The organism is Methylobacterium sp. Gmos3 (assembly GCF_056430985.1).
Genome location: NZ_JBWJYL010000009.1, coordinates 77,050 through 98,928 on the forward strand (window position 1 = coordinate 77,050; position 21,879 = coordinate 98,928).

The following is a 21,879-nucleotide window of genomic DNA, read 5'->3' on the forward strand; positions in this document are numbered from 1 at the left end:
CCTGGCCGCCCATCTCATTTCACAGAGGACGACGCGTGCGTACTACCAGTCGGATGATCGCGGCCCTGGTGCTCGCCCTGGGCGCGACGGGGGCCGCCGCTCAGACGCCGCCCGTCGGCGGCGAGGGCGGCTCCGGCCCGGGCGCATCGCCCCCGCCCGCGGCACCGCAGCCGACGCCGGCCGCGCCCCCCGTCGCGACGCCCCCCGCAGCGACGCTCCCCGCGCCCCCCGCCGCGACGCCTCCGACCGCTCCGGCTCCGGCCGCCGGGGCGCAGCCGCAGCAGGGCACGCCCGCCACCGTCCTCGACACCTCGGATTACGAGAGCCTGCTCGGCCGCAGCGTGCGCAGCGCGCAGGGCGACGAGCTCGGACGGGTCATCGACGTGATCATCGACAAGGAGGGGCACCCCCGCGCGGCGATCATCGATTTCGGCGGCTTCCTCGGCGTCGGCACGCGCAAGATCGCCGTCGATTGGCGCGCCCTGCGCTTCACCTCGGACGGCAAGGAGCGGCGGCTTTCCGTGGCGCTCACCCGCAATCAGGTCCGCGTCTCGCCGGAATACAAGTCGGGGGAGCCGATCGTCGTGCTGGGTCCGGCGAGCGGTGCCCCGCCCGAGGGCGGCGAGCCGCCGGCCGTTGCGCCCGCCGCCTCGGCGGCCGGCTCCGTGCCGCCCGCCTCCCAGCCGAACTCTTCCCAGCCGTCTGCCACCCAGCCGCCCGCAGCGCAGCCCACAGCGCCGCCGCCTCCGGCTGTGCCCATGCCTGAGAAGGCTCCGGATAAATGACGGTGGCCCGATTGAAGGCACGGCCCCCCGTTCCGGCGACACCGGCCCGCGACGCCATCCGACCGGAGTCCCGCAAGGAGTCCATGGCCGAGGCGCGCCAGCGGCTCGCGGCGGTGCCGGAGAGCGCGGTGGCGCCCGAGGCTCCGGCCCCGGCCGGGGCGACCGTCTCGACGGGGAGCCGGCGCGGCCTCGACGCCTTCGCCTTCTTCGTGGCCAATCTTCAGACCGGGTTCGGGCCGTTCCTGGCCGTGTACTTCTCGCAGGCGAAGTGGACCCAGTCCGATATCGGCTTCGCCCTCACGGTGGGGAGCCTCGTCGGCCTGCTCGGTCAGGTGCCGGGGGGCGCCTTCGTCGATGCCGCCCGCTCCAAGCGCTTCGCCGCCGGGTTCGCCACCATCGCGGTGGCGGGCAGCGCCCTCGCGCTCGCCGTCTGGCCGAGCTTCCTCGTCGTGCTCCTGGCCATGGCGCTCCATTCGGCCGCGAGCTGCGTGCTCACGCCGGCCATCGCCGCCATCAGCATCGGCCTCGTCGGCCATGCGCGGGCCGGGGAGCGCCTCGGGCGCAATGCCAGCTTCCAGGCTCTGGGCAATGCCGTCGCCGCCGCAGGAATGGGCGCCTGCGGCTATTATGTGTCGAACGGCGCCGTCTTCTACCTCACCGCCGCGCTGGGGATCCCGGCCGTCATGGCCCTCTCGGCGATCCGCGCCGAGGAGATCGATGCCAACACGCGGGTCCAGGCCGCCGCCGAGCCCGCCGCGTCCTCGGCGGGCGGGCGCGGCGCCCTGCGGGCGCTCCTCGGTAACCGGGGCCTGATGAGCTTCGGCGCCTGCATGCTGCTGTTCTTCCTCGCCAACGCGGCGATGATGCCCCTGGTCGGCAGCGTCCTGACGCTGCGCGCCAGCGAAACGGCGACCGCGCTGGTCGCAGCCTGCATCATGGTTCCGCAGGCCGTGCTCGCCGTCTGTGCACCCGCCGTCGGGCGGGCCACGGAGCGGTTCGGCCGCTACCCCGTCCTGCTCGTCGGCTTCGCGGCGCTGCCGCTGCGCGGCCTGCTCCTCGCCTCCACCACGAACCCCTATGCGCTGGTCGCGATCCAGGTGCTCGACGGCGTTTCCGCCTCGGTGCTCGGCGTGATGGTGCCCCTCGTCGTGTCGGACCTGACGCGCGGCACGGGGCGGTTCAACCTCGCCCTCGGGGCGGTCGGCACGGCCATGGGCATCGGCGCGGCGCTCTCGACCTCGCTGGCCGGCATCATGGCCGACCGGCTCGGGAGCCACAGCGCCTTCCTCGGCCTCGCCTTCCTGGGTTTCGCGGCCTTCATGCTGGTGGCGCTGATCATGCCCGAGACCCGCCGGTCCGGCGGCAAGGAGCGGGAGATTGCGGAGCCCGCTTGACGGGCGCGGCATCGCTTTCGCTTCAGCGAGACGATCAAGCTATGTTCAGCTTGGGGCGCTAAAAACGCGCGAGCCGGAGAGTCACACTGCAACGTATGGCAACGCTCCTGCGTTGGCGCTACGGGACGGACTTGCCTTTAGAACCGCATGCTCGCACGGCTGCTGCCTGCCGGTCACGCGAGAACGGGATGGTCGCCACGATGGAAGAACTCCACCGATACGCCGAACGGCCCTTCGCCTTCGTCGGACGGTACCTGCGCCGCCGCTGGCTACCGCACCTCGTCATCCTCATCTCGGTGCTCGGCGCGGTCGGCTTCTCGGTCTCGACCGATTACGCCCTGAAGGGCGTGGTCGATGCCCTCACCAAGGGGCCGGGGCCGGAGAACACCGGCATCTGGAGCGCGCTGACCGTCCTCATCGTCTTCATCGCCATCGACAACGCCCTCTGGCGCGTGGCCGCGCTGACCGGCGCCTTCACCTTCGTTGGGGTGACGGGCGACATCCGCCGCGACCTGTTCCGGCACATGACCGGCCATTCGCCGACTTTCTTCTCCGACCGCCAGCCCGGCACGCTGGCGAGCCGCATCACCGCGACCTCGAACGCGATCTTCACGGTCGAGAACATGTTCGTGTTCAACGTGATGCCGCCGACTGTCGCCGCCTTCGGCTCCATCGCCTACATCGCCTCGGTCAGCCTCTCGATGGCGGGCATCCTCGCCGGCATCTTCGCGGCGGTGGTCGTGCTGATGTTCAAGATGGCCTCGGCCGGCAAGCCGCTGCACCACGACTTTGCCGCCAAGGCCGCGAGCGTCGACGGCGAGATGGTCGATCTCGTCGGCAACATGTCCCTCGTGCGCGCCTTCTCGGCCTTCAAGCGTGAGGGCGCCCGGTTTGAGGGCACCATCGGCACCGAGATGCGCGCCCGGCGCTCGTCGCTCCTCTACCTCGAGAAGCTGCGCATCGTTCACGCCATCCTCACCGTGCTGGCGATCCTCGGCCTGCTCTACTGGTCGATCAAGCTGTGGGAGTCCGGGCAGGCGACGAACGGGCAGGTGGTCCTCGTCTGCACGCTGGGCATCCGCATCCTCGCGGCGACCCGCGACCTCGCCGTCGCGCTGGTGGACGCCACGCAGCATACGGCCCGCCTTGCCGAGGCCCTGCACACCCTGCTGCAGCCGCACGACCTCGTGGATCACCCCGAGGCGCGGCCGCTCGCCGGCCAGGGCGCCAAGATCGAGTTCGAGCATGTCGCGTTCAACTACCCGGACGGGCGCGGCGTCTTCACCGATTTCGACCTGACCATCGAGCCCGGCCAGCGGGTCGGCCTCGTGGGCAAGTCGGGCGGGGGCAAGTCGACCCTGTTCTCGCTGCTCCAGCGCTACTACGACGTGCAGTCGGGCTCGATCCGCATCAACGGCCAGGACATCGACCGGGTGACGCTCGAGTCGCTGCGCGAGTTCATCACCGTGGTGCCGCAGGATGTCTCGATGTTCCACCGGACGCTCCGGGAGAACATCCGCTACGGCCGCCCCGAGGCCACCGACGACGAGGTTTGGCAGGCGGCCGAGGCGGCCCATTGCACCGACTTCATCAAGGCCCTGCCGGAGGGGTTCGATACGATCGTCGGCGACCGGGGCGTGAAGCTCTCGGGCGGCCAGCGCCAGCGCATCGCCATCGCCCGCGCCATCCTGAAGAACTCGCCGATCCTGCTCCTCGACGAGGCCACTTCGGCGCTCGATGCGGAATCCGAGCAGGCGATCCGCCATGCGCTCGGCAACCTGATGAAGGGCCGCACGGTCATCGCCATCGCCCACCGGCTCTCGACGCTCCAGGATTTCGACCGGATCGTCGTGCTGGAGGGCGGCCGCATCGCGCAGGACGGCTCGCCCGAGAAGCTCACGCATCTCGATGGCTTCTTCCGCGAGTTGATGAAGAAGGAATCGATGGGCACGGCGCTCGCCGCCGCGTGACGGGGGCCCGGTCCTTGCTTAAAGGACCGGGGTTTTACGGGGCGCCGCCCTGCACCCGCAAAAGGTCTCGGACCTTTTGAAACCACGACTGGCCATGCCCGATCTCGATACCGTCGTCCGTGACATTGCGGAGGAGATGGCCGCGCGCGCGGATCGCGGCACCGTCGCCGACTACATCCCCGAACTCGCCCATGTGGACCCGAACCGGTTCGGCATGGCGGTGATCGACGGCGATGGGCGCGTCAGCGCCGGCGGCGACAGCGAGGCGCTTTTCTCGATCCAGAGCATCTCGAAGGTGTTCACCCTGACGCTGGCCCTGGGGATGATCGGTGATCGCCTGTGGCGCCGCGTCGGGCGGGAGCCCTCGGGCAACCCGTTCAATTCGATCGTGCAATTGGAGCGGGAGCGCGGGGTGCCGCGCAACCCCTTCATCAATGCCGGTGCCATCGCGGTGACGGACGTGATCCTCTCCGGCCACGAGCCGCGCGAGGCCCTGGGCGAGATCCTGCGCTTCATGCAGTTCCTCTCGCAGGACCAGAGCGTCTTCATCGATGAGAGGGTCGCGGCCTCGGAGCGGCGGACAGGGTTCCGCAACAGCGCGCTCGCCTATTACATGAAATCGTTCGGAGTCATCGAGAACCCGGTCGATTACACGCTTGGCGTGTATTTCCACCATTGCGCCCTCGCGATGAATTGCCGCCAGCTCGCCACGGCGGGGCAGTTCCTGGCCCATAACGGCGTGAACCCGGCGACCGGCTTCAATGTCGTGACGCCGGAGCGGGCGCGCCGCATCAACGCGATCATGCTGACCTGCGGGCACTACGACGGCTCGGGCGAATTCGCCTACCGCGTCGGCCTGCCGGGCAAGAGCGGGGTGGGCGGAGGCATCCTCGCGGTGGCCCCGGGCAAGGCCTCCATCGCGGTCTGGTCGCCCGGCCTCGACGCCGCCGGCAATTCCCATCTCGGCCGCGTCGCGCTGGAACAGCTCACCCAGCGCATGGGCTGGTCGGTGTTCGGGGTGTGAGGGGGGCAGCCTCGCCCCTGTCGAACCACCGCCGTCATTGCGAGGCGGAGCCGAAGCAATCCAGGGCGCGAGTCGTCCGGATGTGGCGGTGCCGACTGGATTGCTTCGCTCCGCTCGCAAAGACGGCGGTGGACACAAGCCCTAAGGTTCAACCCCGTCCCGAAGCTGATGGCGTTGACAGCTCTAAACGTTCGCCGTCACCGCGAGGTTCACCCCGGCCGCCTTCTGGACGCTGCGGAGGATCGCGAACAGATTGCCAGCCGTGGGATTGCCGGCGGGGCCGAGCATCCGCATCAGGCTCTTCGAGGACGAGCCGGTCTCCTGCGCCAGTCGCTCGAAGCCGATCGTGGCGTTCACGCAGTCGCGCAGGACCGCCTTGCCGGTCTCGACTTCGCCCGCGAGCATCAGGTCCACCGCCTCGGTCAGCAACGCGGCCCGGAAGGCGGGGTCGCTGTCGGCCCTGGCCTTGATCGTTTCTTTGAAGCTGCGCGTCAGAGCCATCATCCTTCCTTGCGGCGGCGCTTGTACGAGGCCCACAGGGCATGAGCCTCGGCGATATCATCCTGTTGCCGGCGTTTGGTGCCACGTACTAGCGGACCTCCATCTATAATAGTACCATATACGCTACTTTCAAGCTCCCCCGCCGGTTGGGCCGAAGGACGGTAAACTCTTGCGCAGCCGCCCTTTCCGGGGCAAGCGGCGCGGCGATCCCACGAACGAGCCCCATCCATGACGACCAGCGCGGCTTCCCCCGATCCGGGCCTGATCGTCGCCCGGCTCGACAGGCTGCCAGCCACGAAGAGCATCTGGCGGATCGTGGCGCTGCTCGGCCTCGGCTTCTTCTTCGAACTCTACGATCTGCTGTTCACCGGCTACGTCGCGCCGGGACTCGTGAAGGCCGGGATCCTCACGCCGACGACGCCGGGCCTGTTCGGGGCGACCGGCGTCGCGGGGTTCGTCGCTGCCCTGTTCACGGGCCTGTTCATCGGCACCATCGCCTGCGGCTGGCTCGCGGATCGGTTCGGGCGCCGGGCGATCTTCACATGGTCGCTGCTCTCGTACACGGCTGCCAACGCCGTGATGGCGCTCCAGACCGACGCCTTCGGCCTGAACCTGTGGCGGCTCATTGCCGGGATCGGGCTGGGGCTGGAGATGGTCACCATCGGCAGCTACCTCTCCGAACTGGTGCCCAAGGCGATCCGGGGGCGGGCCTTCGCCCTGTGCCAGGGCATCGGCTTCTGCGCCGTGCCGGTCGTCGCCTTTCTCTCCTACCTGCTGATCCCCCTCGCGCCCCTCGGCCTCGACGGCTGGCGCTGGGTCGCGCTCATCGGCGCCTCGGCGGCTCTGCTGGTGTGGTGGATGCGCTCCGGCCTGCCCGAGAGCCCACGCTGGCTCGTGGAGCGCGGGCGCTTCGCCGAGGCCGAGGCGGTGATGGCCCGGCTGGAGGCGCGCGTTCAAGCCGAATACGGCCGCCCGCTGCCGCCGCCGGGCGCGCCGCAGCCTGCCCCGCCGCGCGGTGCCTTCCGCGACATGTGGGTGGCGCCCTACCGGCGACGCACGCTGATGATGGCGGGGTTCAATGTGTTCCAGACGGTGGGCTTCTACGGCTTCGCCAACTGGGTGCCGACCCTGCTGATCGCGCAAGGCATCACCGTCACGTCGAGCCTCGCCTACACGGCGCTGATCGCGCTCGCCGCCCCGGTCGGGCCGCTGATCGGGCTCCTGATCGCCGACCGGTTCGAGCGCAAGCACGTCATCGTGGCAGCGGCGCTCGTCTACATCGCCTGCGGCCTCGCCTTCGCGCAGGCCCGTGACGTGTCGCTGATCGTCGCCCTCGGCATCGGCCTGACGCTCGCCTCGAACGTCATGTCCTACAGCTTCCACGCCTATCAGGCGGAGCTGTTCCCTACCGGCATCCGGGCGCGGGCGGTGGGCTTCGTCTATTCGTGGAGCCGGTTCTCGGCGATCTTCACCGGCTTCATCATCGCCTTCGTCCTGCGGAAGGCGGGCTCGCCCGGCGTCTTCCTGTTCATCTCGGCCGCCATGCTCATCGCCGGCGGCCTCGTCGCGCTCCTCGGGCCGCGCACGCGGGATGTGGCGCTGGAGGAGATCGCGGGGTGAGGGCGTCGTAAAGCCTTGATCCGTCGGACGGCCAATGCCACAGCCGCCGATAACAGTCGCAGACGGATTCACGTATGAGCGCCTCCCTCGATCTCCTCGTCCTCGGCAACGCCATCGTCGACGTCATCGCGCGCACAGACGATGCCTTCCTCGAAAAGGAGGGAATCGCCCGGGGGGCGATGACGCTGATCGACGAGCCCCGCGCGGAAGCCCTGTTCCAGGCGATGGGCCCGGCGACCGTCGTCTCCGGCGGTTCGGGCGCCAACACCGCCGTGGGCGCGGCGATGCTCGGCGCGAAGACCGGCTTCATCGGCCGCGTGAAGGACGACGAACTCGGTCACCTGTTCAGCCACGATCTGAAGGCCACGGGCGTCGGCTTCGACGTGCCCGCCGCCACGGACGGCCCGGCCACGGCCCGCTGCTTCGTGCTGGTGACGCCGGACGGCGAGCGCACCATGAGCACCTATCTCGGCGCCTGCCAGGGCCTCGGGCCGGACGACATCCACAAGGAGACGGTCGCCGCCGCCCGCGTCGTCTACCTCGAAGGCTACCTGTGGGATCCGCCGGCCGCCAAGGAGGCGTTCCGCAAGGCCGTGGAGATCGCCCACCGCGCCGGCAACGCCGTGGCGCTGACCCTGTCCGACGCCTTCTGCGTCGGCCGCTACCGTGATGAGTTCCTGGGGCTGATCCGCGACGGCAGCATCGACATCCTGTTCGCCAATCTCGGCGAGCTGAAGAGCCTCTACGAGACCGACGACGAGCAAGCCGCCGTGGCGGCGTTGCGCGACGAGCGCAACGGGCGCGGCATGCACATGCTCGGCCTCGTCACCCGCTCGGAGAAGGGCGCCCTGGTCGTCCACGGCGGCCATGCCCAGGAGGTGGCGGCGAGCCCGGTGGCGCATGTCATCGACACGACCGGCGCGGGCGATCTCTTCGCCGCCGGCTTCCTCGCCGGCCATGCCCGCGGCCTCGACCACGCCACCAGCGCCCGCCTCGGTGCGCTGGCAGCGGCGGAGGTCATCCAGCATATCGGCGCCCGGCCGCAGGCAGATCTGGTGATGCTGGCGCGGGAGCAGGGGCTCCTCTGAGCCCTGCCTACACCCGCAGCAGCACCTTCCCCACGGCCTCCCGCCGGATGAGCACCCCGAACGCCTCGCGGTACTCGTCCAGCGGGTAGACGCCATGGACCTTGGCGCTGAGCTTGCCCTCGGCCACCCAGGCGAGCAGCTGTTCCTGATCGGCCCGGTGAGCGGCCGGGTCGCGCTCGGTGAAGGCGCCCCAATGGACGCCCTGCACGTCGAGTTCCTTCAGCAGGATCAGGTTGAGCGGCAAACGCGGAATGGCGCCGGCCGCGAAGCCGATCACGAGGTAGCGCCCGCGCCATGCCAGCGCCCGGAGCGCCGGCTCGGCGAAGGCATCGCCCACCGCGTCGTAGACCACATCCACCCCGGCGCCGCCGGTGATGCGGCGCAGGTCGTCCTTCAAAGTCTCGGGCGAGTAGACCAGCCCCTCGGCGGCGCCATGGGCGCGGGCGGCGGCGACCTTGTCCTCCGATGAGGCGCAGGCGATGACCTTCGCCCCCATAAGCGCCCCGAGTTCCACCGCCGCGAGCCCGACCCCGCCCGAGGCGCCGAGCACCGCGAGCCATTCGCCCTGCCGGAGCTTCGCCCGGTTGGCGAGGGCGTGGAGGGTGGTGCCGTAGGTGATGGTGAGCCCGGCCGCCTGCTCGTCGGGCACGCCGTCCGGCACGGGGGTGAGCTTTTTCGCATCGATGGCGATCCGCTCGGCGCAGCAGCCGTAGCCGGCATGGATCACGACGCGCTGGCCGACCGCGAGGCCGGTGACGTCCTCGCCCAGCGCCTCGATGACACCGACGCCCTCACCCCCCGGCGAGAAGGGCAGGGGCGGCTTCACCTGATACTTCCCCGCGACGATCAGCGTGTCGAAGAAGTTCAGCGCGGCCAGCGTGACGCGCACCAGCGCCTGCCCGGCGGTGGGGGAGGGCTCATGCCGCTCGGTGATGGCGAGACTGTCCGCGCCGTCGAGGCTCTGGCAGAGGAGGGCTCGCATCGTTTCGCTCCCGTATTCTTATTCGGCCCCATCGCCACGATAGGCGAAGGTTGCGCATCTTCCGACGGCTTCAACCCCCCTCCCAGTCCACCATCGTCATTGCGAGCGAAGCGAAGCAATCCAGGGATGCGGGCCGCTTTCGAACGTAGCGCTGCCCTGGATTGCTTCGCTGCGCTCGCAATGACGGTGCGGCTGCGGTCGGTGGTGTTTTGCTGTGAACGGTAACGCTTTTCGTCTTTGCGAGCGAAGCGAAGCAATCCAGGGATCCGCGACCCGACTCGCAACCCTCCAGAGGGCCGCCGTGCGCGCGCCGACCGTCTACATCATGGCGAGCCGACGCAACGGCACGCTCTATGTCGGCGTGACCTCCGATCTCGCCCGGCGGGTCTACGAGCACCGCGAAGCCCTGCTGCCGGGTTTCACGCGGCGATACGGCTGAAAGGCGCTCGTCTGGTACGAGCCTCACGCTGCGATGACCGAGGCCATCGCGCGTGAGAAGCAGATCAAGGCCGGGTCGCGGAAGCGCAAGCTTGCGCTCATCGAGGCAATGAACCCGGATTGGACCGACCTATACCCCGGGCTGGTGTAACCTCCGGCGATGGCGCGGCGCCCTGGATTGCTTCGCTGCGCTCGCAATGACGGATTTGAGGGGGAAACGTCATTGCGAATGGAGTGAAGCACTCCAGGGACGCGGGCCGCTTCCGAACATGGCGCCGCCCGGAATGCGCGGCGTACGCAGTGGCAGGCGCGCCTCAATGCGCCTCCTGCCAGTTCAGCGCCGCCTTGGCCTCCACCACCAGCGGCACCCTGAGCGTCAGGGCGGGCGCTGGGGCCTCTTCCATCACCGAGGCGATGATCGGGATCGCCGTGTCGACCTCGTCCTCGCGGGCCTCGAAGACCAGTTCGTCGTGCACTTGCAGCAGCATCGTCACGCCGAGATGCTTGGCCTTCAGCGCCGTTTCCATGCGGATCATCGCCCGGCGGATGATGTCGGCGGCGCTGCCTTGGATCGGAGCGTTGATCGCCTGCCGCTCGACGCTTGCCCGCTCGTTGGGGTTGTTGGAGCGGATCTGCGGGTAGTGGCATACGCGCCCGAACAGGGTGGTGACGTAGCCCTTGTCGCGGCAACTGCGCTTCGTCGTGTCGATGTAGTCCCGGATGCCGGGGAACTGCTCGAAATACTGCTTGATGAAGGCCGAGGCCTCCTCCCGGCCGATGCCGAGCCGGTCGGCCAGCCCGAAGGCCGAGATGCCGTAGATGATGCCGAAGTTGATCGTCTTCGCCCGCCGGCGCAGATCCGGCGTCATCTCTTTCAGGGGCACACCGAACATCGCCGAGGCCGTGGCGGCGTGGATGTCGATCCCGTCCTCGAAGGCTTTGCGTAGTTCGGGGATGTCGGCCATGTGGGCGAGCAGCCGCAACTCGATCTGCGAGTAGTCGGCCGAGATCAGCTTCATGCCCGGAGCCGCCACGAAGGCCCGGCGGATGCGCCGTCCCTCCTCCGTGCGCACGGGGATGTTCTGCAGGTTCGGCTCGGAGGAGGAGAGCCGGCCCGTCGTCGTTGCGGCCAGCGAGAACGAGGTGTGGACCCGCTGCGTCTCCCGGTCGGCATGGGTCTGGAGCGAGTCGGTATAGGTCGATTTCAGCTTAGAGAGCTGGCGCCATTCGAGGATCTTCTTGGGCAATTCGTGCCCGGCCTGGGCCAGTTCCTCCAGGAGCGTCGCGGGGGTGGCCCATTGGCCGGAGGGCGTCTTCTTGGCGCCAGGCAGGCCCATCTTGCCGAACAGGATGTCGCCGATCTGTTTCGGTGAGCCGACCGAGAACCTCTCGCCGGCATCCTCCTGGATCTCCTCTTCCAGGCGCACGAGGATCTGCGAGAAATCGCCGGAGAGACGGCTCAGCATGTCGCGGTCGACGCGGATGCCGGCCATCTCCATCCGGGCGATGATCGGCAGGAGCGGGCGTTCCAGTGTCTCGTAGACGGCGACCCGCCGCTCGGCGACGAGGCGCGGCTTCATCATCCGCCACAGGCGTAAGGTGACGTCCGCGTCCTCGGCGGCGTAGGCGGTGGCCTTGTCGAGGGCGACCCGGTCGAACGTCACCTTGGCCCGGCCGGTGCCGGCGACGTCCGAGAAGGTTATCGGCTGGTGGCCAAGATGGCGGCGGGCGAGCTCGTCCATGCCGTGCCCCCCCTTGCCGGCGTCGAGCACGTAGGAGATCAGCATCGTGTCGTCCAAGGGCGCGACTGCGATGCCGTAGCGTGAGAACACGACCCAATCGTATTTGAGGTTCTGGCCGACCTTGAGCACGCCCGGATTCTCGAGCAGCGGCTTCAGCCGGGCGAGGGCCGCGTCGAGGGGGATCTGGCCGGGCAGGGGCTCGACCAGATCGGTCGCCGCCGCGCCCTGGCCGAACAGGTCGCCGGCATCGGCGGGGGCGGAGACCGCCTGCACATGCGCCAGCGGGATGTAGCAGGCCCGCCCCGGCGCCACCGCCAGCGAGACGCCAACGAGCCCGGCGCGGAAGGAATCCAGCGCATCGGTCTCGGTGTCGACCGCCACCACGCCGGCCTCCTCGGCCTCGGCGATCCAGGCGTCGAGATGTTCGAGGGTGAGCACCGTTTCATAAGCGGCGGTGTCGAACGGCTTCACCGATTCGCCCGCCCGCGCCGCCACGAGGCCCCCCGGCGTCGGCTCGACGGGGCCACGGGGCTTGGGCGCCGCGTCCGGCAGGTTGAGATCGGCGAAGGGATCGACCTCGCCGCCCTCGGGGGGCGCGTCGCCCGGCGGGCGCTCCGAGCCGGCGGCGGCGGTTTCCGGATCCGGGGGCACGCTGTCGCCGAAGAAGGGCACGGGCTCGCCCGCCGCGCCCTTGGCGCCGGGCAGGAGAGCAGGGTCCGGCTTCACCTTCTCCGGGTCCACGTGCAGCATCTGCGCGATGCGCCGGGTGAGGGTGTTGAACTCCATCGCCTTGAGGAAGCCGACGAGCTTCTCGGGATCGGGTTTGGGCACGGTCAGGTCGTCGAGCGCCACCGGGACCGGCACGTCCTCCATCAGCGCCACGAGTTTGCGCGAGAGGCGGGCCTGATCGATGTTGGCGAGCAGGGTCTCCCGGCGCTTCGGCTGCTTGATCTCGCCCGCGCGCTCCAGCAGCGCCTCCAGGGAGCCGAATTCCTTGATGAGGGCGGCCGCGGTCTTCAGGCCGATGCCGGGCACGCCCGGCACGTTGTCCGAGGTGTCGCCGATCAGCGCCAGCGCGTCGCCGATCTGGTTCGGGCTCAGGCCCTCCCACTTGGCGATGATGGCCTCGACATCGAGGTTGCGCTCGGGCCGGTAGCCCGGCTTGCCCTTGGACCCCGATTCGAAATCGTAGAACCGCACCAGCGGCCCGACGAGCTGCATCAGGTCCTTGTCGGAAGAGACGATGATGACGCCCGCCCCCCGCGCCTCGGCCTGCCGCGCGTAGGTGGCGATGAGGTCGTCGGCCTCGTAGCGCTCCAGTTCGACGGCATGCAGGCCGAAGGCCCGCACCGCATCGCGCATCAGCGGCATCTGGCGCTTGAGGTCGTCCGGCGCGTCGGGGCGGTGGCCCTTGTAGTCCGGGAACATCTCCTTGCGGAACGAGCCCTCGGACTTGTCGAAGACGATGCCGAGATGTGTCGGCATGGTGCCGGCCGCGCCGTCCTGCAGGAATTGGGCGATCTTGGTGCAGAACAACCGCACCGCCCCGGTCGGCAATCCGTCCGAGGGGCGGGAATTGTACTTCTGGTCCTGATTGATCGACTGAAAATAGGCCCGGAAAATGAAGGACGAGCCATCGACCAGGATCACCTGATCGCCGGGGCCGACGGGCTTGGGGGTGGAGGCGGTCGTTTTTGAAGTCACGCTGTGTGCCGAATGTCCGAGGATGCCGAGGGGGGCAAGTTCAATGACGAACGCTACGTTCAGTCGGGATGGCTCAACTCGACCTTACACACGACGATCAGATCTGACATTCTATGGCGCGCGACGCGCCAGACCATCTCGGCGGTGACGTTCTTGTAGGCGTGCCGGTAGACGTTGCCGGCATCCGCGATCTGCCGCCAGGGGATGTGGGGATGGCGGGTCCGGGTCCCGTCATCGACACGACGGCTCGCCTCCGAGATGATCTCCAGGCAGCGCGTCACGGCGTAGAGCCTCATGCGATCGTGGGCGAACGCATCTGCATCGATGCCGGCCGTGAATTCAAGCGCGGCTTCCGCATTGTCCAGGATACCGAGAAGCGCGTCTCGCCCCCGCTCAGAAAGCATGGATCGCGTCCCGTTCGGCCGAGGGCCTCACGTACGGCTTCAGCATCGCCCGGTTCGCGACATCGACCTTGATCGAAAATAGATCGCTGATGAAGCCGATCACACCCGCGTAATCGTAGACATCTTGAACGACCGATGTGTCGATATCGATCATGATATCGAGGTCGCTCTCAGGTGTTGCTTGGTCGCGAGCGATCGAGCCGAAAAGGGATGCATGGCTCACACCGCGACGGTGCAGCTCTTCTCGATGAGCGCGCAGGATGGCGAGGGCGGCGTCGCGGTTCATCGGCCTGGATCGTCGGCGTTGAGGCTGGACGAAGCTTACCAAAGAAACGGCGATGGGGCACTTCCGTGCGGCTTTCCGCGCGATCGCAAACACCGTCATTGCGAGCAAAGCGAAGCAATCCAGGGAACCGCATCGTCCTGAAACGTGCCGCTGCCCTGGATTGCTTCGCTGCGCTCGCAAAGACGGGCAGGTGGAGCAGGCCGCACCGAAGCGTGCCGCCCTGCTCCACCCCATCCTCATGTCCCTCCCCACGAGGGGGGAGGGAAACCGCCCTCAGCAGCGGTTGCCGCCGGTGGTCTGGCCGTATTGCTTCACCGGGCGGGTCTGCTGGTTGGCGTTGCCCTCGGCGGCCGAGCTCGGGCGGCAGTAGCCGGGGTGAGACTCGTAGAACGGCGAGTCGTGGACGCCGATGGAGCCGGTATAGATCGGACCCGTGTCACGGGAGAACGGGTAGGCCATCGCGGAGGTGACGGGGGCGGCGGCACCGATCACGAGGGCGGTGACGGCGGCGGCGATACGGGTCTTCATCTTTATTTCTCTCTCCTTGCGCAACGCGGATCGCTTATTGGCGTCCGCTTCATCTGTCATGAGAGAGATATAGGATCGTCTTTCCCTGAGCGGCGTGCCTCGTCACACGCAGCATGAGGGATTAAAACCCGCGCCTCACGCCGCGAGTTCGGCCCCAAGCGTGGCAATACGCTTCAGGTCGGTGATGAAGGCGGCATAGGCCTCCTCCTTGGCCTCGTCGGGCAGGCGCAGCAGGTAAGAGGGGTGGACGGTGATGTAGCCCTGGAAGCGGTTGTCCAGCCGGTCGAACCGGAACGGGCCCCGGGCGCGCGTGATCGGGATCGCCTTGCCCGTCAGCGCCAGCACCGCCGTCGCGCCGAGCGCCACGACGAGTTTCGGCGCCACGAAGTCGAGCTCGCGGTCGAGCCACCAGCGGTAATGGCTCACCTCGCCTGCGGTCGGCTTCTCGTGGATGCGGCGCTTGCCGCGCAGGGTGAATTTGAAGTGCTTCACCGCGTTGGTGAGGTAGCTCGCCTCGCGGTCGATGCCGGCCTCCGCCATGGCGCGGGCGAGGAGTTGCCCCGCCGGCCCCACGAACGGGCGGCCCTTCAAATCCTCCTGGTCGCCCGGCTGCTCGCCGACGAAGGCGACCGTGGCGCCGATCGGGCCTTCGCCCAGCACGGCCTGGGTCGCGCCGGGCACCAGGGGCTCCGTCTTGCGGATGATGGCGTTGAGCTCGTCCAGGCTCTTCGGGTCCTGGTCCGCCATCGCGGCGACGGCTCGGGCGGGTTCGCGGCGTGCGGGCAATGTCGGTTCCCTCTCGATCATCTGCGCCGTCCGGTCCGCCGCGCCCCGCAGCAGGGCGGGGATGGCGGCCGTCTCCGGCATGTTGCGCCAGTACTTCTTCGGCATCTCCGCGCGCATCGCCTTCGGATTCACGCGGGCGGGGTTGAAGGTCGTCTCGTAATAGGTCTGCCAGCCGGCCTCGAAGCCGTCGCCCTCGGGCACGTCGGTGCGGGAGCCCGGCGGGCCATAGGCCAGGGTGTCCCCGTCCCAGACGGCCCGTCCCTCCGGCGTCAGGATCGTCCAGCGCATGCCGGCGAAGCGGCGCACGAAGAACGGCGCGGCAGCTTCCAGGATGTGATGGTCGGGTTCGAACCACGCGACGTAGCGCTCGCCCGCCGGATCCTCGACCCGGCGGAAGCGCAGGAAGGCGTGCATCTTGTGCAGGTCGCGGCCGATGGCCTTGGCCATGCGGGTGAGGCGGTGGACCAGCGGGTCGCTCGCCACCTCCATCAGGTGCCGCTCCCCGTGGAGGACGCGCCAGATCAAGGCGTAGAGCAGGCCGTAGCGCTCGGGGTCGCGGTGGGGGACGACGCTCGGGATCAGGGACGTGACCGCCCGGGGCAGGACGAGGGGCGCGTCGGACCCCGGCGGTGCATCGTCGCCGAACAGGCTCGGCGCGGACTCGGCGGAGAAGGTCACGGCCTCCGGCGGCACGCCTTCGGCGGCGAGGCGGCGGGCGGCATCGCGAAAACCGGTGAGGTCGGCGCCGGGGCGCAGGAGAATGGTGCGCGCGGACGCGGCGCGGGAGGTCGCGCCCGCCATCAGAACAGGCTCAGCTGCTGGGCCGGCTCCACGAGGCGGGCGCGCAGGTCGGCGCGGTCGGTGAGCGCCACCGGCCGGTGGTCGGCGGCGATGAGGAAGGGCCGCGCCCGCTTGAGGCTGGAGGTCAGCCGCGCCACGTCGTCGAGGCGGAGCGTCGTGTGCTTGCGCGCCTTCACGATCCGGTCCACCGCCCGCGCCCCGAGGCCGGGGACGCGCAGCAGCATTTCCCGGTCGGCCTTGTTCACGTCGACGGGGAAGCGTTCGCGGTTCTTGAGCGCCCAGGCGAGCTTCGGATCGATGTCGAGGGCGAGCATCCCGCCCTCGGAGGCCGAGGCGACCTCCTCGGCCGAGAACTCGTAATACCGCAGCAGCCAATCGGCCTGATACAGCCGGTGCTCGCGGGCGAGCGGCGGGGCCTTCAGGGGCAGGATCTGCGAGCCGTCCGGGATCGGGCTGAAGGCCGAGTAATAGACGCGCTTGAGCCCGACGCTGCCGTAGAGGGTCTCGCTCTTGGCGATGAGGGCGGCGTCGGTGGTGTCGTCGGCGCCCACGATCACCTGCGTCGAATGCCCGGCCGGGGAGAAGCGGCGGCGCTCGGCCTTGGCCTCGATGATCCGCTCGCCGATCTGCGCCATGGCGTTCTGGATCGCCGCGCCGTCCTTCTCGGGGGCGAGCCGGCCCAGGCTCGCCTCTGTCGGCAGCTCGACGTTGATCGATAGGCGGTCGGCATAGAGCCCAGCCTCCTCGATCAGCCACGGGCTCGCCTCGGGGATCGATTTGAGGTGGATGTAGCCCGCGAAGCCATGGTCCCGGCGCAGGGACTTCGCGACCCGGGTCAGCAATTCCATCGTATGGTCGGGCGACTTGATGATGCCCGAGGACAGGAACAGCCCCTCGATATAGTTACGCTTGTAGAAGTTGATGGTGAGGTTCACCACCTCCTCGACGGTGAACTTCGCCCGCCGCACGTTCGAGGAGCGACGGTTGACGCAATAGGCGCAATCGAACAAGCACCAGTTCGTCAGCAGGATCTTCAGCAGCGATACGCAGCGCCCATCGGGCGTGTAGGCGTGGCAGATCCCGGCCCCCGTGGTGGAGCCGATCCCGTCCTTGCCGGCCGCGCGCTTGGGCGCCCCCGACGAGGCGCAGGACGCATCGTATTTCGCGGCATCGGCCAGGATGCGGAGCTTCTTGGCGAGGGCGTCATCCATGGAACGGAAGATGAACGTTTCGGGGGCGGATACAAGGGCACCGCGCCCCTGCTCCCTAGCCGCAACGCCGCACCCCGTCAGGCGGGTTCCTCGTCGGCCTCGACGATCCGCCGCGCCAAGCCGTAGGAGAAGCCCTGCCGGGCGAGGCTGCCGAGGTCGCGGTCGCGGTAATCGGCCCGCCGGTCCGGTTGGCGGAAGGGGCCGAGGCGGCGGCGCTTGGCATAGGCCCAGGCCGCCTTCTCCTCGCTCTCCTCGTCGGGGGAGGCCTCTCGCTCGGCCTCCATCACGGCAGCGACCACCTCGCGCGGCACGCCCTTGGCGGCGAGTTTGGCGCCTGCGCCCCGGCGCGAGGTGCCCCGGCGGCGGAGCGCCGCGAGCCGCCCCTCGGCGAAACGGGCATCGTCCACGAGCCCGGCCGAGAGGGCGCGGGTCACCGTCGCCTCGATCATCTCCGCGAAGGCGGCGGGCTCCTCCCCCCGCGCCCGCGCCCGCTTCTCGACACGCCGCGCGAGGGTGCGACGGAGCATCTCGGTCGAGGCGCTGTAGCGCTGCAGGTAGTCGAGGGCGGCGCGCTCCAGCCACGCCGCGCTCACCGGGCGCGGGGGCGGCTTGGGTGTCTCCGGCCCGAAAGATGCAACGGAGGGGGGCTTCACGTGTTCTTCACGATCTGGACAGGTTTGCGCTTCATGAACGACCCATGGAACGCGCGCAACGCGACAGGCCGGGCGATGTCCCACCTCCTGATTCCAAGCTTGGGGCACTGCAGCGAAAGCTGTGGGCGGCCGCCTCCGTCCTGATGCGGCGCGAATGGCTCCTCGTCCTGGTGACGCTCGGCTTCCTCGCGATCGCGAGCGGGGTCGCCTACCTGTGGCGCCCGAACACCCTCACGGTGGCGGTCGGCCCGCAGGACGGACCGGAGGCGGCCCTCATCGAGGCCTACGCGGCGGCCCTCGAGCGGGCGCGCGAGGATGTGCGGCTGAAGGTGGTGCGCTACGATGACGTGAGGGACAGCGGCCTCGCCCTCCAGCGCAACAAGGCCGACCTCGCCGTGGTCCGCCCCGATGTCTTCCTGCCGGAGAACGGCCTGACGCTGGCGATCCTGCACGACGAGGCGCTCGTCGTCGTCCGGCCCGACCACAACGAGATCGACGAGTTCCCCGATCTCGCCCGCAAGCGGCTCGGCATCGTGGTGCGGCACGGGGCGGACATCCCGTTCCTCACCAACGTCCTCTCCTTCTACGACCTCGTGCCCGATACGCCCGCCAGCGAGGACGGCACCGAGCCGGCGCTGGGCCACGTGCTGGTGGTGCCGCTGAAGGCCAGCGAGATCACCCAGGCCATCGCGGACAAGCGCGTCGACGCGGTGGCGGTGATCGCAAGCCCCGCCTCGAAGATGGCGGGCAGCGTGGTGAAGGCGGTCGAGGCCGGCTCGCCCGAACGCAAGATCGGCTTCGTCGCGATCCCCGACGGCGACGCGATCCTCCAGCGCTTCCCCGAACTGCAATCCGTCACGATTCCCGCCGGCACCTTCGGCGGCCGCCCAAAACGGCCGGACGAGGAAATTCGCACGGTCGGCGCCTCCTACCGGCTGATGGCGCGGGGCACGATCAGCCGCGTCGCCGTCGCCTCGGCGACCCAGCACCTGTTCGAGTGGCGCTCGCGCCTCGCCGCCGCCGCGCCCATCGCCAAGCTGATGAAGGCGCCCGATTTCGACACCACCGTCGCGGCGACCTCGGCGCGCCTGCCGAATCACCCCGGCGCGGTCGATTATTTCGAGCGCGAGCAGCAGACCTTCCTCGACCGCTACGAGGATTACATCTACCTCGTCGCCTTCTTCGGCGGCACGATCGGCTCCGGCTTCGCGTGGCTCGGCCAGCGCCTCGCCCGCAAGCGCCGGGAGCGGATCGACATCGTTCTCGACCGGCTCCTCGACATCCTGCGCGAGATCCGCGCCGCCACGACGGTGGAGCAACTCGACGCCATCGTCCTCGAGATCGACGACCTCATCGCCGACGTGGTCTCCCATACCCGCGAGCGCGCCATCGATCTGCGGACGGTGAGCGCGCTGATCCTGGCGGTGGACGGCGTTCACGAGGCGGTGGGCGATGCGCGGCGGCGGATCGGCGTGCCGCCGCCCGAGGGCGAGCGCCGCCGCTCGGCCCAGCTCATGGCCCTGCATTTGCCCGCCGCGGAGTAGCAAAGGCACAGAACGGGCCCCGCCGCGTTTGGCCTGCGCACGACCGCAGGACCGAACCCCATGGCTGCGTTGACCCATTTCCTGATGCGCCGGGATGTCCTCCTCGTGGCCAGCGCCCTGTTGTTGTGCCTCGGCGGCGCGGCGGCGTGGTACCTGCTGCGCCCGACGACCCTCACCATCGCGGTGGCGCCCAAGGACGGCACCGAGCCGGACCTCATCAAGGCCTATGCCGACGCCCTCGACGCGAGCGGAGAGGGCATCCGCCTGAAGATCCTCTCCTTCGACGACGTGCGCGAGAGCGCCGCCGCGTTGCAGGACGGGCGGGCCGACCTCGCCGTGGTGCGGCCCGACGTGCTCCTGCCCACCAACGGCCTGACGCTCGCCATCCTGCGCGATCAGGCGATGATCGTCGCCTCGCCGGAGCAGGCGGGCATCAAGTCCTTCGCCAAGCTCGGCGGCAAGCGCCTCGGCATCGGCGCGCAGAAGGACGCCGATTACTGGCTGCTCAAGAACCTGCTCTCCTATCACGGCCTCGCCCTGGAGACGGCCCCCGCCGCCGGCCCGGTGCCGGCAGGCACGGTGCAACTCGTGCCCGTGGACGAGGGCGCCGTCGCCCCGGCCTTCAAGGAGAAGCGGATCGACGCCTTCCTCAGCATCATCGCCCCCTCGGCGCCGAAGGCCATCGCCCTCGTCGGCGCGGTGCGCTCGGTGGCGAAGGACGGCAAGGTCGAGTTCGTCGCCGTGGAGGACGACGACGCCATCATCGAGCGCTTCCCGAAACTCCAGGCCGTGACGATCCCCGGCGGCCTGTTCGCCGGCCGGCCGAAGCTGCCCGCCGACGACGTGAAGACGGTCGGCGCCTCCTACCGGCTGATGGCGCGGGGCTCGCTCAGCCGGGTGATCGCGGCGGATTTCACGCAGCAATTGTTTGAGAAGCGCACGGCGGCGGCCCAGCAGACGGATGCCGCCGAATACGTCCTGGCGCCCGCCTACGAGACCACCGTGGCCGCGACCAGCGCCCGCATCCCGATCCATCCCGGCGCCATCGACTATTACGAGCGCGAGCAGCACGGCTTCGTTGAGCGCTACGGCGACACGCTCTACCTGCTCGGCGCCCTGGCGGGCGGCCTCGTCTCGGTGCTGGCCTGGGTGCGCCAGCGCCTCACGAGCCTCGGCCGGGAGCGGATCGACGACGTGATCGACCGGCTGATCGCGATCACCCAGGAGGCCCGCCGCCTCAAGGACCCGCAGGCCATCGAGGCGCTGACCATCGAGGTCGATGGGCTGGCGGCGGACGTGGTGCGCTATGCCCGCGAGCGCGAGCCGGAGCCCTCCACCCTGTCCGCCGTCTCCATCGCCATCGAGACGGCGCGGGCGACGATCCACGATTGCCGGATCGCCACCGCCGCCTCCCCTAACGGGCGGGAGGAGGCGCCGCTCAGCGCTCCGCTGGCGGGTTGAAGGCCGTGTCGATCAGCCCGTCGACGGCCTTCGGCACGTCCACGTCCGAAGCGATCACGCCGGCCTGCTGCAACGCCAAGCCGGCCGCGCGGATCGCGTCGGCCTGGGTCGGGCCGATGGCGGGCTGGGACAGGTCCGTGCGCTCCAATTGGCGGGCGACGACGGGCTCGGGCAGCTTCGTCGCGGTGACGAGCGCGGCCTTGAGGGCGGCCGGGTCCTTCAGCGCCTCGGCGCGCACCCGCTCGTAGGCGGCGATCACCGCCTTCACGAGGTCGGGATTCTCCATGGCGAAGGCCTCGCGCACGTCGAGCACGCCCCAGGTGTTGGCGGCGGCATCGCGGAAGAACAGCACGTCGCCGTTCTCGATCTCGGCCGAAGCCATCATCGGGTCGAGCCCGGCCCAGGCTTCCACGTCGCCCCGGTCGAGGGCGGTGCGCCCGTCCGGGTGCTGCAACAGGACGAGCTTTGCGTCCTTCTCGGTCAACCCGGCACCCTGCAAGGCACGGATCAGGAAGATGTGCGGGTCGGTGCCCCGCGTCACCGCCACGCGCTTGCCCTTCAGGTCGGCGGGCTTGGTGATGCCGGTGTCCTTGCGGGTGACGAGGGCAGTCCATTCCGGCCGCGAGAAGGCGTAGATCGCCTTGATCGGGTTGCCGTTGATCCGCGCCACCAGGGCGGCGGCGCCGGCCGTCGAGCCGATGTCGATGGCCCCGGCATTCAGGAATTCGAGCGCCTTGTTCGAGCCGAGGGATTGCACCCAGCGGACCTTGATGCCCTTCGGCTTCAGCGCTTCCTCGACATAGCCGCGCTCCTTCAGGAGAAGGCTCAGGGGATTGTAGGTCGCCCAATCGAGCCGCACTTCCGTCGGCTCGGCGGCTTTCGCCGGGCCGGTCGTGCACAGGGCCAGGGCGAGGGCGGCTCCCAGGACGGAGCGGCGGGCGAGCGGCATCGAATCGT

Annotated in this window: 18 protein-coding genes and 1 pseudogene; 9 read left to right on the forward strand and 10 right to left on the reverse strand. The window is 69.4% G+C overall.

All coding sequences use genetic code 11. The features are described from left to right. Positions 1-53 precede the first annotated feature (53 nt). From ACS5Q7_RS19370 to ACS5Q7_RS19385, 4 genes are all read left to right on the forward strand, one after another. Positions 54-785 carry a PRC-barrel domain-containing protein gene (locus ACS5Q7_RS19370; protein ID WP_478341133.1) on the forward strand — a complete coding sequence of 244 codons (732 nt, stop codon included), beginning with the start codon at positions 54-56 and terminating at the stop codon, positions 783-785. Beyond that, a complete protein-coding gene (locus ACS5Q7_RS19375; RefSeq protein ID WP_478340901.1) occupies positions 782-2,179 on the forward strand; it encodes an MFS transporter in 1,398 nt (465 codons plus the stop codon). The genes ACS5Q7_RS19370 and ACS5Q7_RS19375 overlap by 4 nt, the downstream gene beginning before the upstream one ends. Before the next feature lie 200 nt (positions 2,180-2,379). After that, positions 2,380-4,149: an ABC transporter ATP-binding protein gene (locus ACS5Q7_RS19380; RefSeq protein ID WP_478340902.1), complete on the forward strand. Its 1,770-nt coding sequence runs from the start codon at positions 2,380-2,382 to the stop codon at positions 4,147-4,149. Positions 4,150-4,243: 94 nt separating this feature from the next. Then, entirely contained in the window at positions 4,244-5,173 is a 930-nt protein-coding gene (locus ACS5Q7_RS19385; RefSeq protein WP_478340903.1) for a glutaminase, read from the forward strand. A 183-nt stretch (positions 5,174-5,356) separates the two neighbouring features. On the opposite strand, the gene ACS5Q7_RS19390 is transcribed toward ACS5Q7_RS19385, so the two are convergent. Further along, complete coding sequence (locus tag ACS5Q7_RS19390; protein WP_478340904.1) at positions 5,357-5,674, reverse strand: helix-turn-helix domain-containing transcriptional regulator; 318 nt, start codon at positions 5,672-5,674, stop codon at positions 5,357-5,359. 228 nt (positions 5,675-5,902) lie between these two features. Between ACS5Q7_RS19390 and ACS5Q7_RS19395 the strand changes: the two genes are divergently transcribed. Then, positions 5,903-7,294 (forward strand): MFS transporter, encoded by a 1,392-nt coding sequence (locus ACS5Q7_RS19395; RefSeq protein ID WP_478340905.1) that lies wholly within the window; start codon positions 5,903-5,905, stop codon positions 7,292-7,294. 74 nt (positions 7,295-7,368) lie between these two features. Further along, positions 7,369-8,382: an adenosine kinase gene (locus tag ACS5Q7_RS19400; RefSeq protein ID WP_478340906.1), complete on the forward strand. Its 1,014-nt coding sequence runs from the start codon at positions 7,369-7,371 to the stop codon at positions 8,380-8,382. 7 nt (positions 8,383-8,389) lie between these two features. Here the strand turns inward: ACS5Q7_RS19400 and ACS5Q7_RS19405 are convergent, their stop codons facing one another. Beyond that, the gene (locus tag ACS5Q7_RS19405; RefSeq protein WP_478340907.1) at positions 8,390-9,364 is read right to left on the reverse strand and encodes an NADPH:quinone oxidoreductase family protein; all 975 of its coding nucleotides are present in this window, start codon (positions 9,362-9,364) and stop codon (positions 8,390-8,392) included. A 301-nt stretch (positions 9,365-9,665) separates the two neighbouring features. Between ACS5Q7_RS19405 and ACS5Q7_RS19410 the strand changes: the two are divergent. Beyond that, positions 9,666-9,953 (forward strand): annotated as a pseudogene (locus ACS5Q7_RS19410) (GIY-YIG nuclease family protein). A gap of 163 nt (positions 9,954-10,116) precedes the next feature. On the opposite strand, the gene polA reads toward ACS5Q7_RS19410, so the two are convergent. The 7 genes from polA to ACS5Q7_RS19445 form a co-directional block, all read right to left on the reverse strand. Then, positions 10,117-13,248 (reverse strand): DNA polymerase I, encoded by a 3,132-nt coding sequence (polA, locus tag ACS5Q7_RS19415; protein ID WP_478340908.1) that lies wholly within the window; start codon positions 13,246-13,248, stop codon positions 10,117-10,119. A gap of 59 nt (positions 13,249-13,307) precedes the next feature. After that, positions 13,308-13,652 (reverse strand): HepT-like ribonuclease domain-containing protein, encoded by a 345-nt coding sequence (locus tag ACS5Q7_RS19420; protein WP_463847694.1) that lies wholly within the window; start codon positions 13,650-13,652, stop codon positions 13,308-13,310. After that, the gene (locus ACS5Q7_RS19425; RefSeq protein WP_478340909.1) at positions 13,642-13,938 is read right to left on the reverse strand and encodes a nucleotidyltransferase family protein; all 297 of its coding nucleotides are present in this window, start codon (positions 13,936-13,938) and stop codon (positions 13,642-13,644) included. The genes ACS5Q7_RS19420 and ACS5Q7_RS19425 overlap by 11 nt, the downstream gene beginning before the upstream one ends. 273 nt (positions 13,939-14,211) lie before the next feature. Next, on the reverse strand, positions 14,212-14,466 hold the full coding sequence (locus tag ACS5Q7_RS19430; RefSeq protein WP_478340910.1) for a hypothetical protein: 255 nt from the start codon (positions 14,464-14,466) through the stop codon (positions 14,212-14,214). A gap of 135 nt (positions 14,467-14,601) precedes the next feature. Then, a complete protein-coding gene (locus ACS5Q7_RS19435; RefSeq protein ID WP_478340911.1) occupies positions 14,602-16,053 on the reverse strand; it encodes a UdgX family uracil-DNA binding protein in 1,452 nt (483 codons plus the stop codon). After that, positions 16,053-17,264, reverse strand: coding sequence for a putative DNA modification/repair radical SAM protein (locus ACS5Q7_RS19440; RefSeq protein WP_478340912.1), 1,212 nt, complete (start codon positions 17,262-17,264; stop codon positions 16,053-16,055). Before ACS5Q7_RS19440 ends, ACS5Q7_RS19435 begins: the two co-directional genes overlap by 1 nt. A 77-nt stretch (positions 17,265-17,341) precedes the next feature. Next, positions 17,342-17,917, reverse strand: a complete 576-nt coding sequence (locus tag ACS5Q7_RS19445; RefSeq protein WP_478340913.1) for a regulatory protein RecX — start codon at positions 17,915-17,917, stop codon at positions 17,342-17,344. Between the two features lie 143 nt (positions 17,918-18,060). Here ACS5Q7_RS19445 and ACS5Q7_RS19450 point away from each other — a divergent pair, with 143 nt between their 5' ends. Beyond that, the gene (locus tag ACS5Q7_RS19450; protein ID WP_478341134.1) at positions 18,061-19,461 is read left to right on the forward strand and encodes a TAXI family TRAP transporter solute-binding subunit; all 1,401 of its coding nucleotides are present in this window, start codon (positions 18,061-18,063) and stop codon (positions 19,459-19,461) included. A gap of 60 nt (positions 19,462-19,521) precedes the next feature. Next, positions 19,522-20,922 (forward strand): TAXI family TRAP transporter solute-binding subunit, encoded by a 1,401-nt coding sequence (locus tag ACS5Q7_RS19455; protein ID WP_478340914.1) that lies wholly within the window; start codon positions 19,522-19,524, stop codon positions 20,920-20,922. Here ACS5Q7_RS19455 and ACS5Q7_RS19460 read toward each other — a convergent pair. Then, a complete protein-coding gene (locus ACS5Q7_RS19460) occupies positions 20,900-21,871 on the reverse strand; it encodes an aliphatic sulfonate ABC transporter substrate-binding protein (RefSeq protein ID WP_478340915.1) in 972 nt (323 codons plus the stop codon). The genes ACS5Q7_RS19455 and ACS5Q7_RS19460 overlap by 23 nt on opposite strands. Between the last annotated feature and the right edge of the window lie 8 nt (positions 21,872-21,879).

What these genes read in the sequence shown, in the direction of transcription:
- ACS5Q7_RS19420 (WP_463847694.1), bottom strand. Translation starts at nt 13,652, where the DNA reads ATGCTTTCTGAGCGGGGGCGAGACGCGCTTCTCGGTATCCTGGACAAT.
- ACS5Q7_RS19435 (WP_478340911.1), bottom strand. Translation starts at nt 16,053, where the DNA reads ATGGCGGGCGCGACCTCCCGCGCCGCGTCCGCGCGCACCATTCTCCTG.
- ACS5Q7_RS19425 (WP_478340909.1), bottom strand. Translation starts at nt 13,938, where the DNA reads ATGAACCGCGACGCCGCCCTCGCCATCCTGCGCGCTCATCGAGAAGAG.
- ACS5Q7_RS19460 (WP_478340915.1), bottom strand. Translation starts at nt 21,871, where the DNA reads ATGCCGCTCGCCCGCCGCTCCGTCCTGGGAGCCGCCCTCGCCCTGGCC.
- ACS5Q7_RS19390 (WP_478340904.1), bottom strand. Translation starts at nt 5,674, where the DNA reads ATGGCTCTGACGCGCAGCTTCAAAGAAACGATCAAGGCCAGGGCCGAC.
- ACS5Q7_RS19375 (WP_478340901.1), top strand. Translation starts at nt 782, where the DNA reads ATGACGGTGGCCCGATTGAAGGCACGGCCCCCCGTTCCGGCGACACCG.
- ACS5Q7_RS19430 (WP_478340910.1), bottom strand. Translation starts at nt 14,466, where the DNA reads ATGAAGACCCGTATCGCCGCCGCCGTCACCGCCCTCGTGATCGGTGCC.
- ACS5Q7_RS19385 (WP_478340903.1), top strand. Translation starts at nt 4,244, where the DNA reads ATGCCCGATCTCGATACCGTCGTCCGTGACATTGCGGAGGAGATGGCC.
- ACS5Q7_RS19380 (WP_478340902.1), top strand. Translation starts at nt 2,380, where the DNA reads ATGGAAGAACTCCACCGATACGCCGAACGGCCCTTCGCCTTCGTCGGA.
- ACS5Q7_RS19440 (WP_478340912.1), bottom strand. Translation starts at nt 17,264, where the DNA reads ATGGATGACGCCCTCGCCAAGAAGCTCCGCATCCTGGCCGATGCCGCG.
- ACS5Q7_RS19405 (WP_478340907.1), bottom strand. Translation starts at nt 9,364, where the DNA reads ATGCGAGCCCTCCTCTGCCAGAGCCTCGACGGCGCGGACAGTCTCGCC.
- ACS5Q7_RS19370 (WP_478341133.1), top strand. Translation starts at nt 54, where the DNA reads ATGATCGCGGCCCTGGTGCTCGCCCTGGGCGCGACGGGGGCCGCCGCT.
- ACS5Q7_RS19395 (WP_478340905.1), top strand. Translation starts at nt 5,903, where the DNA reads ATGACGACCAGCGCGGCTTCCCCCGATCCGGGCCTGATCGTCGCCCGG.
- ACS5Q7_RS19455 (WP_478340914.1), top strand. Translation starts at nt 19,522, where the DNA reads ATGGCTGCGTTGACCCATTTCCTGATGCGCCGGGATGTCCTCCTCGTG.
- ACS5Q7_RS19450 (WP_478341134.1), top strand. Translation starts at nt 18,061, where the DNA reads ATGCGGCGCGAATGGCTCCTCGTCCTGGTGACGCTCGGCTTCCTCGCG.
- ACS5Q7_RS19400 (WP_478340906.1), top strand. Translation starts at nt 7,369, where the DNA reads ATGAGCGCCTCCCTCGATCTCCTCGTCCTCGGCAACGCCATCGTCGAC.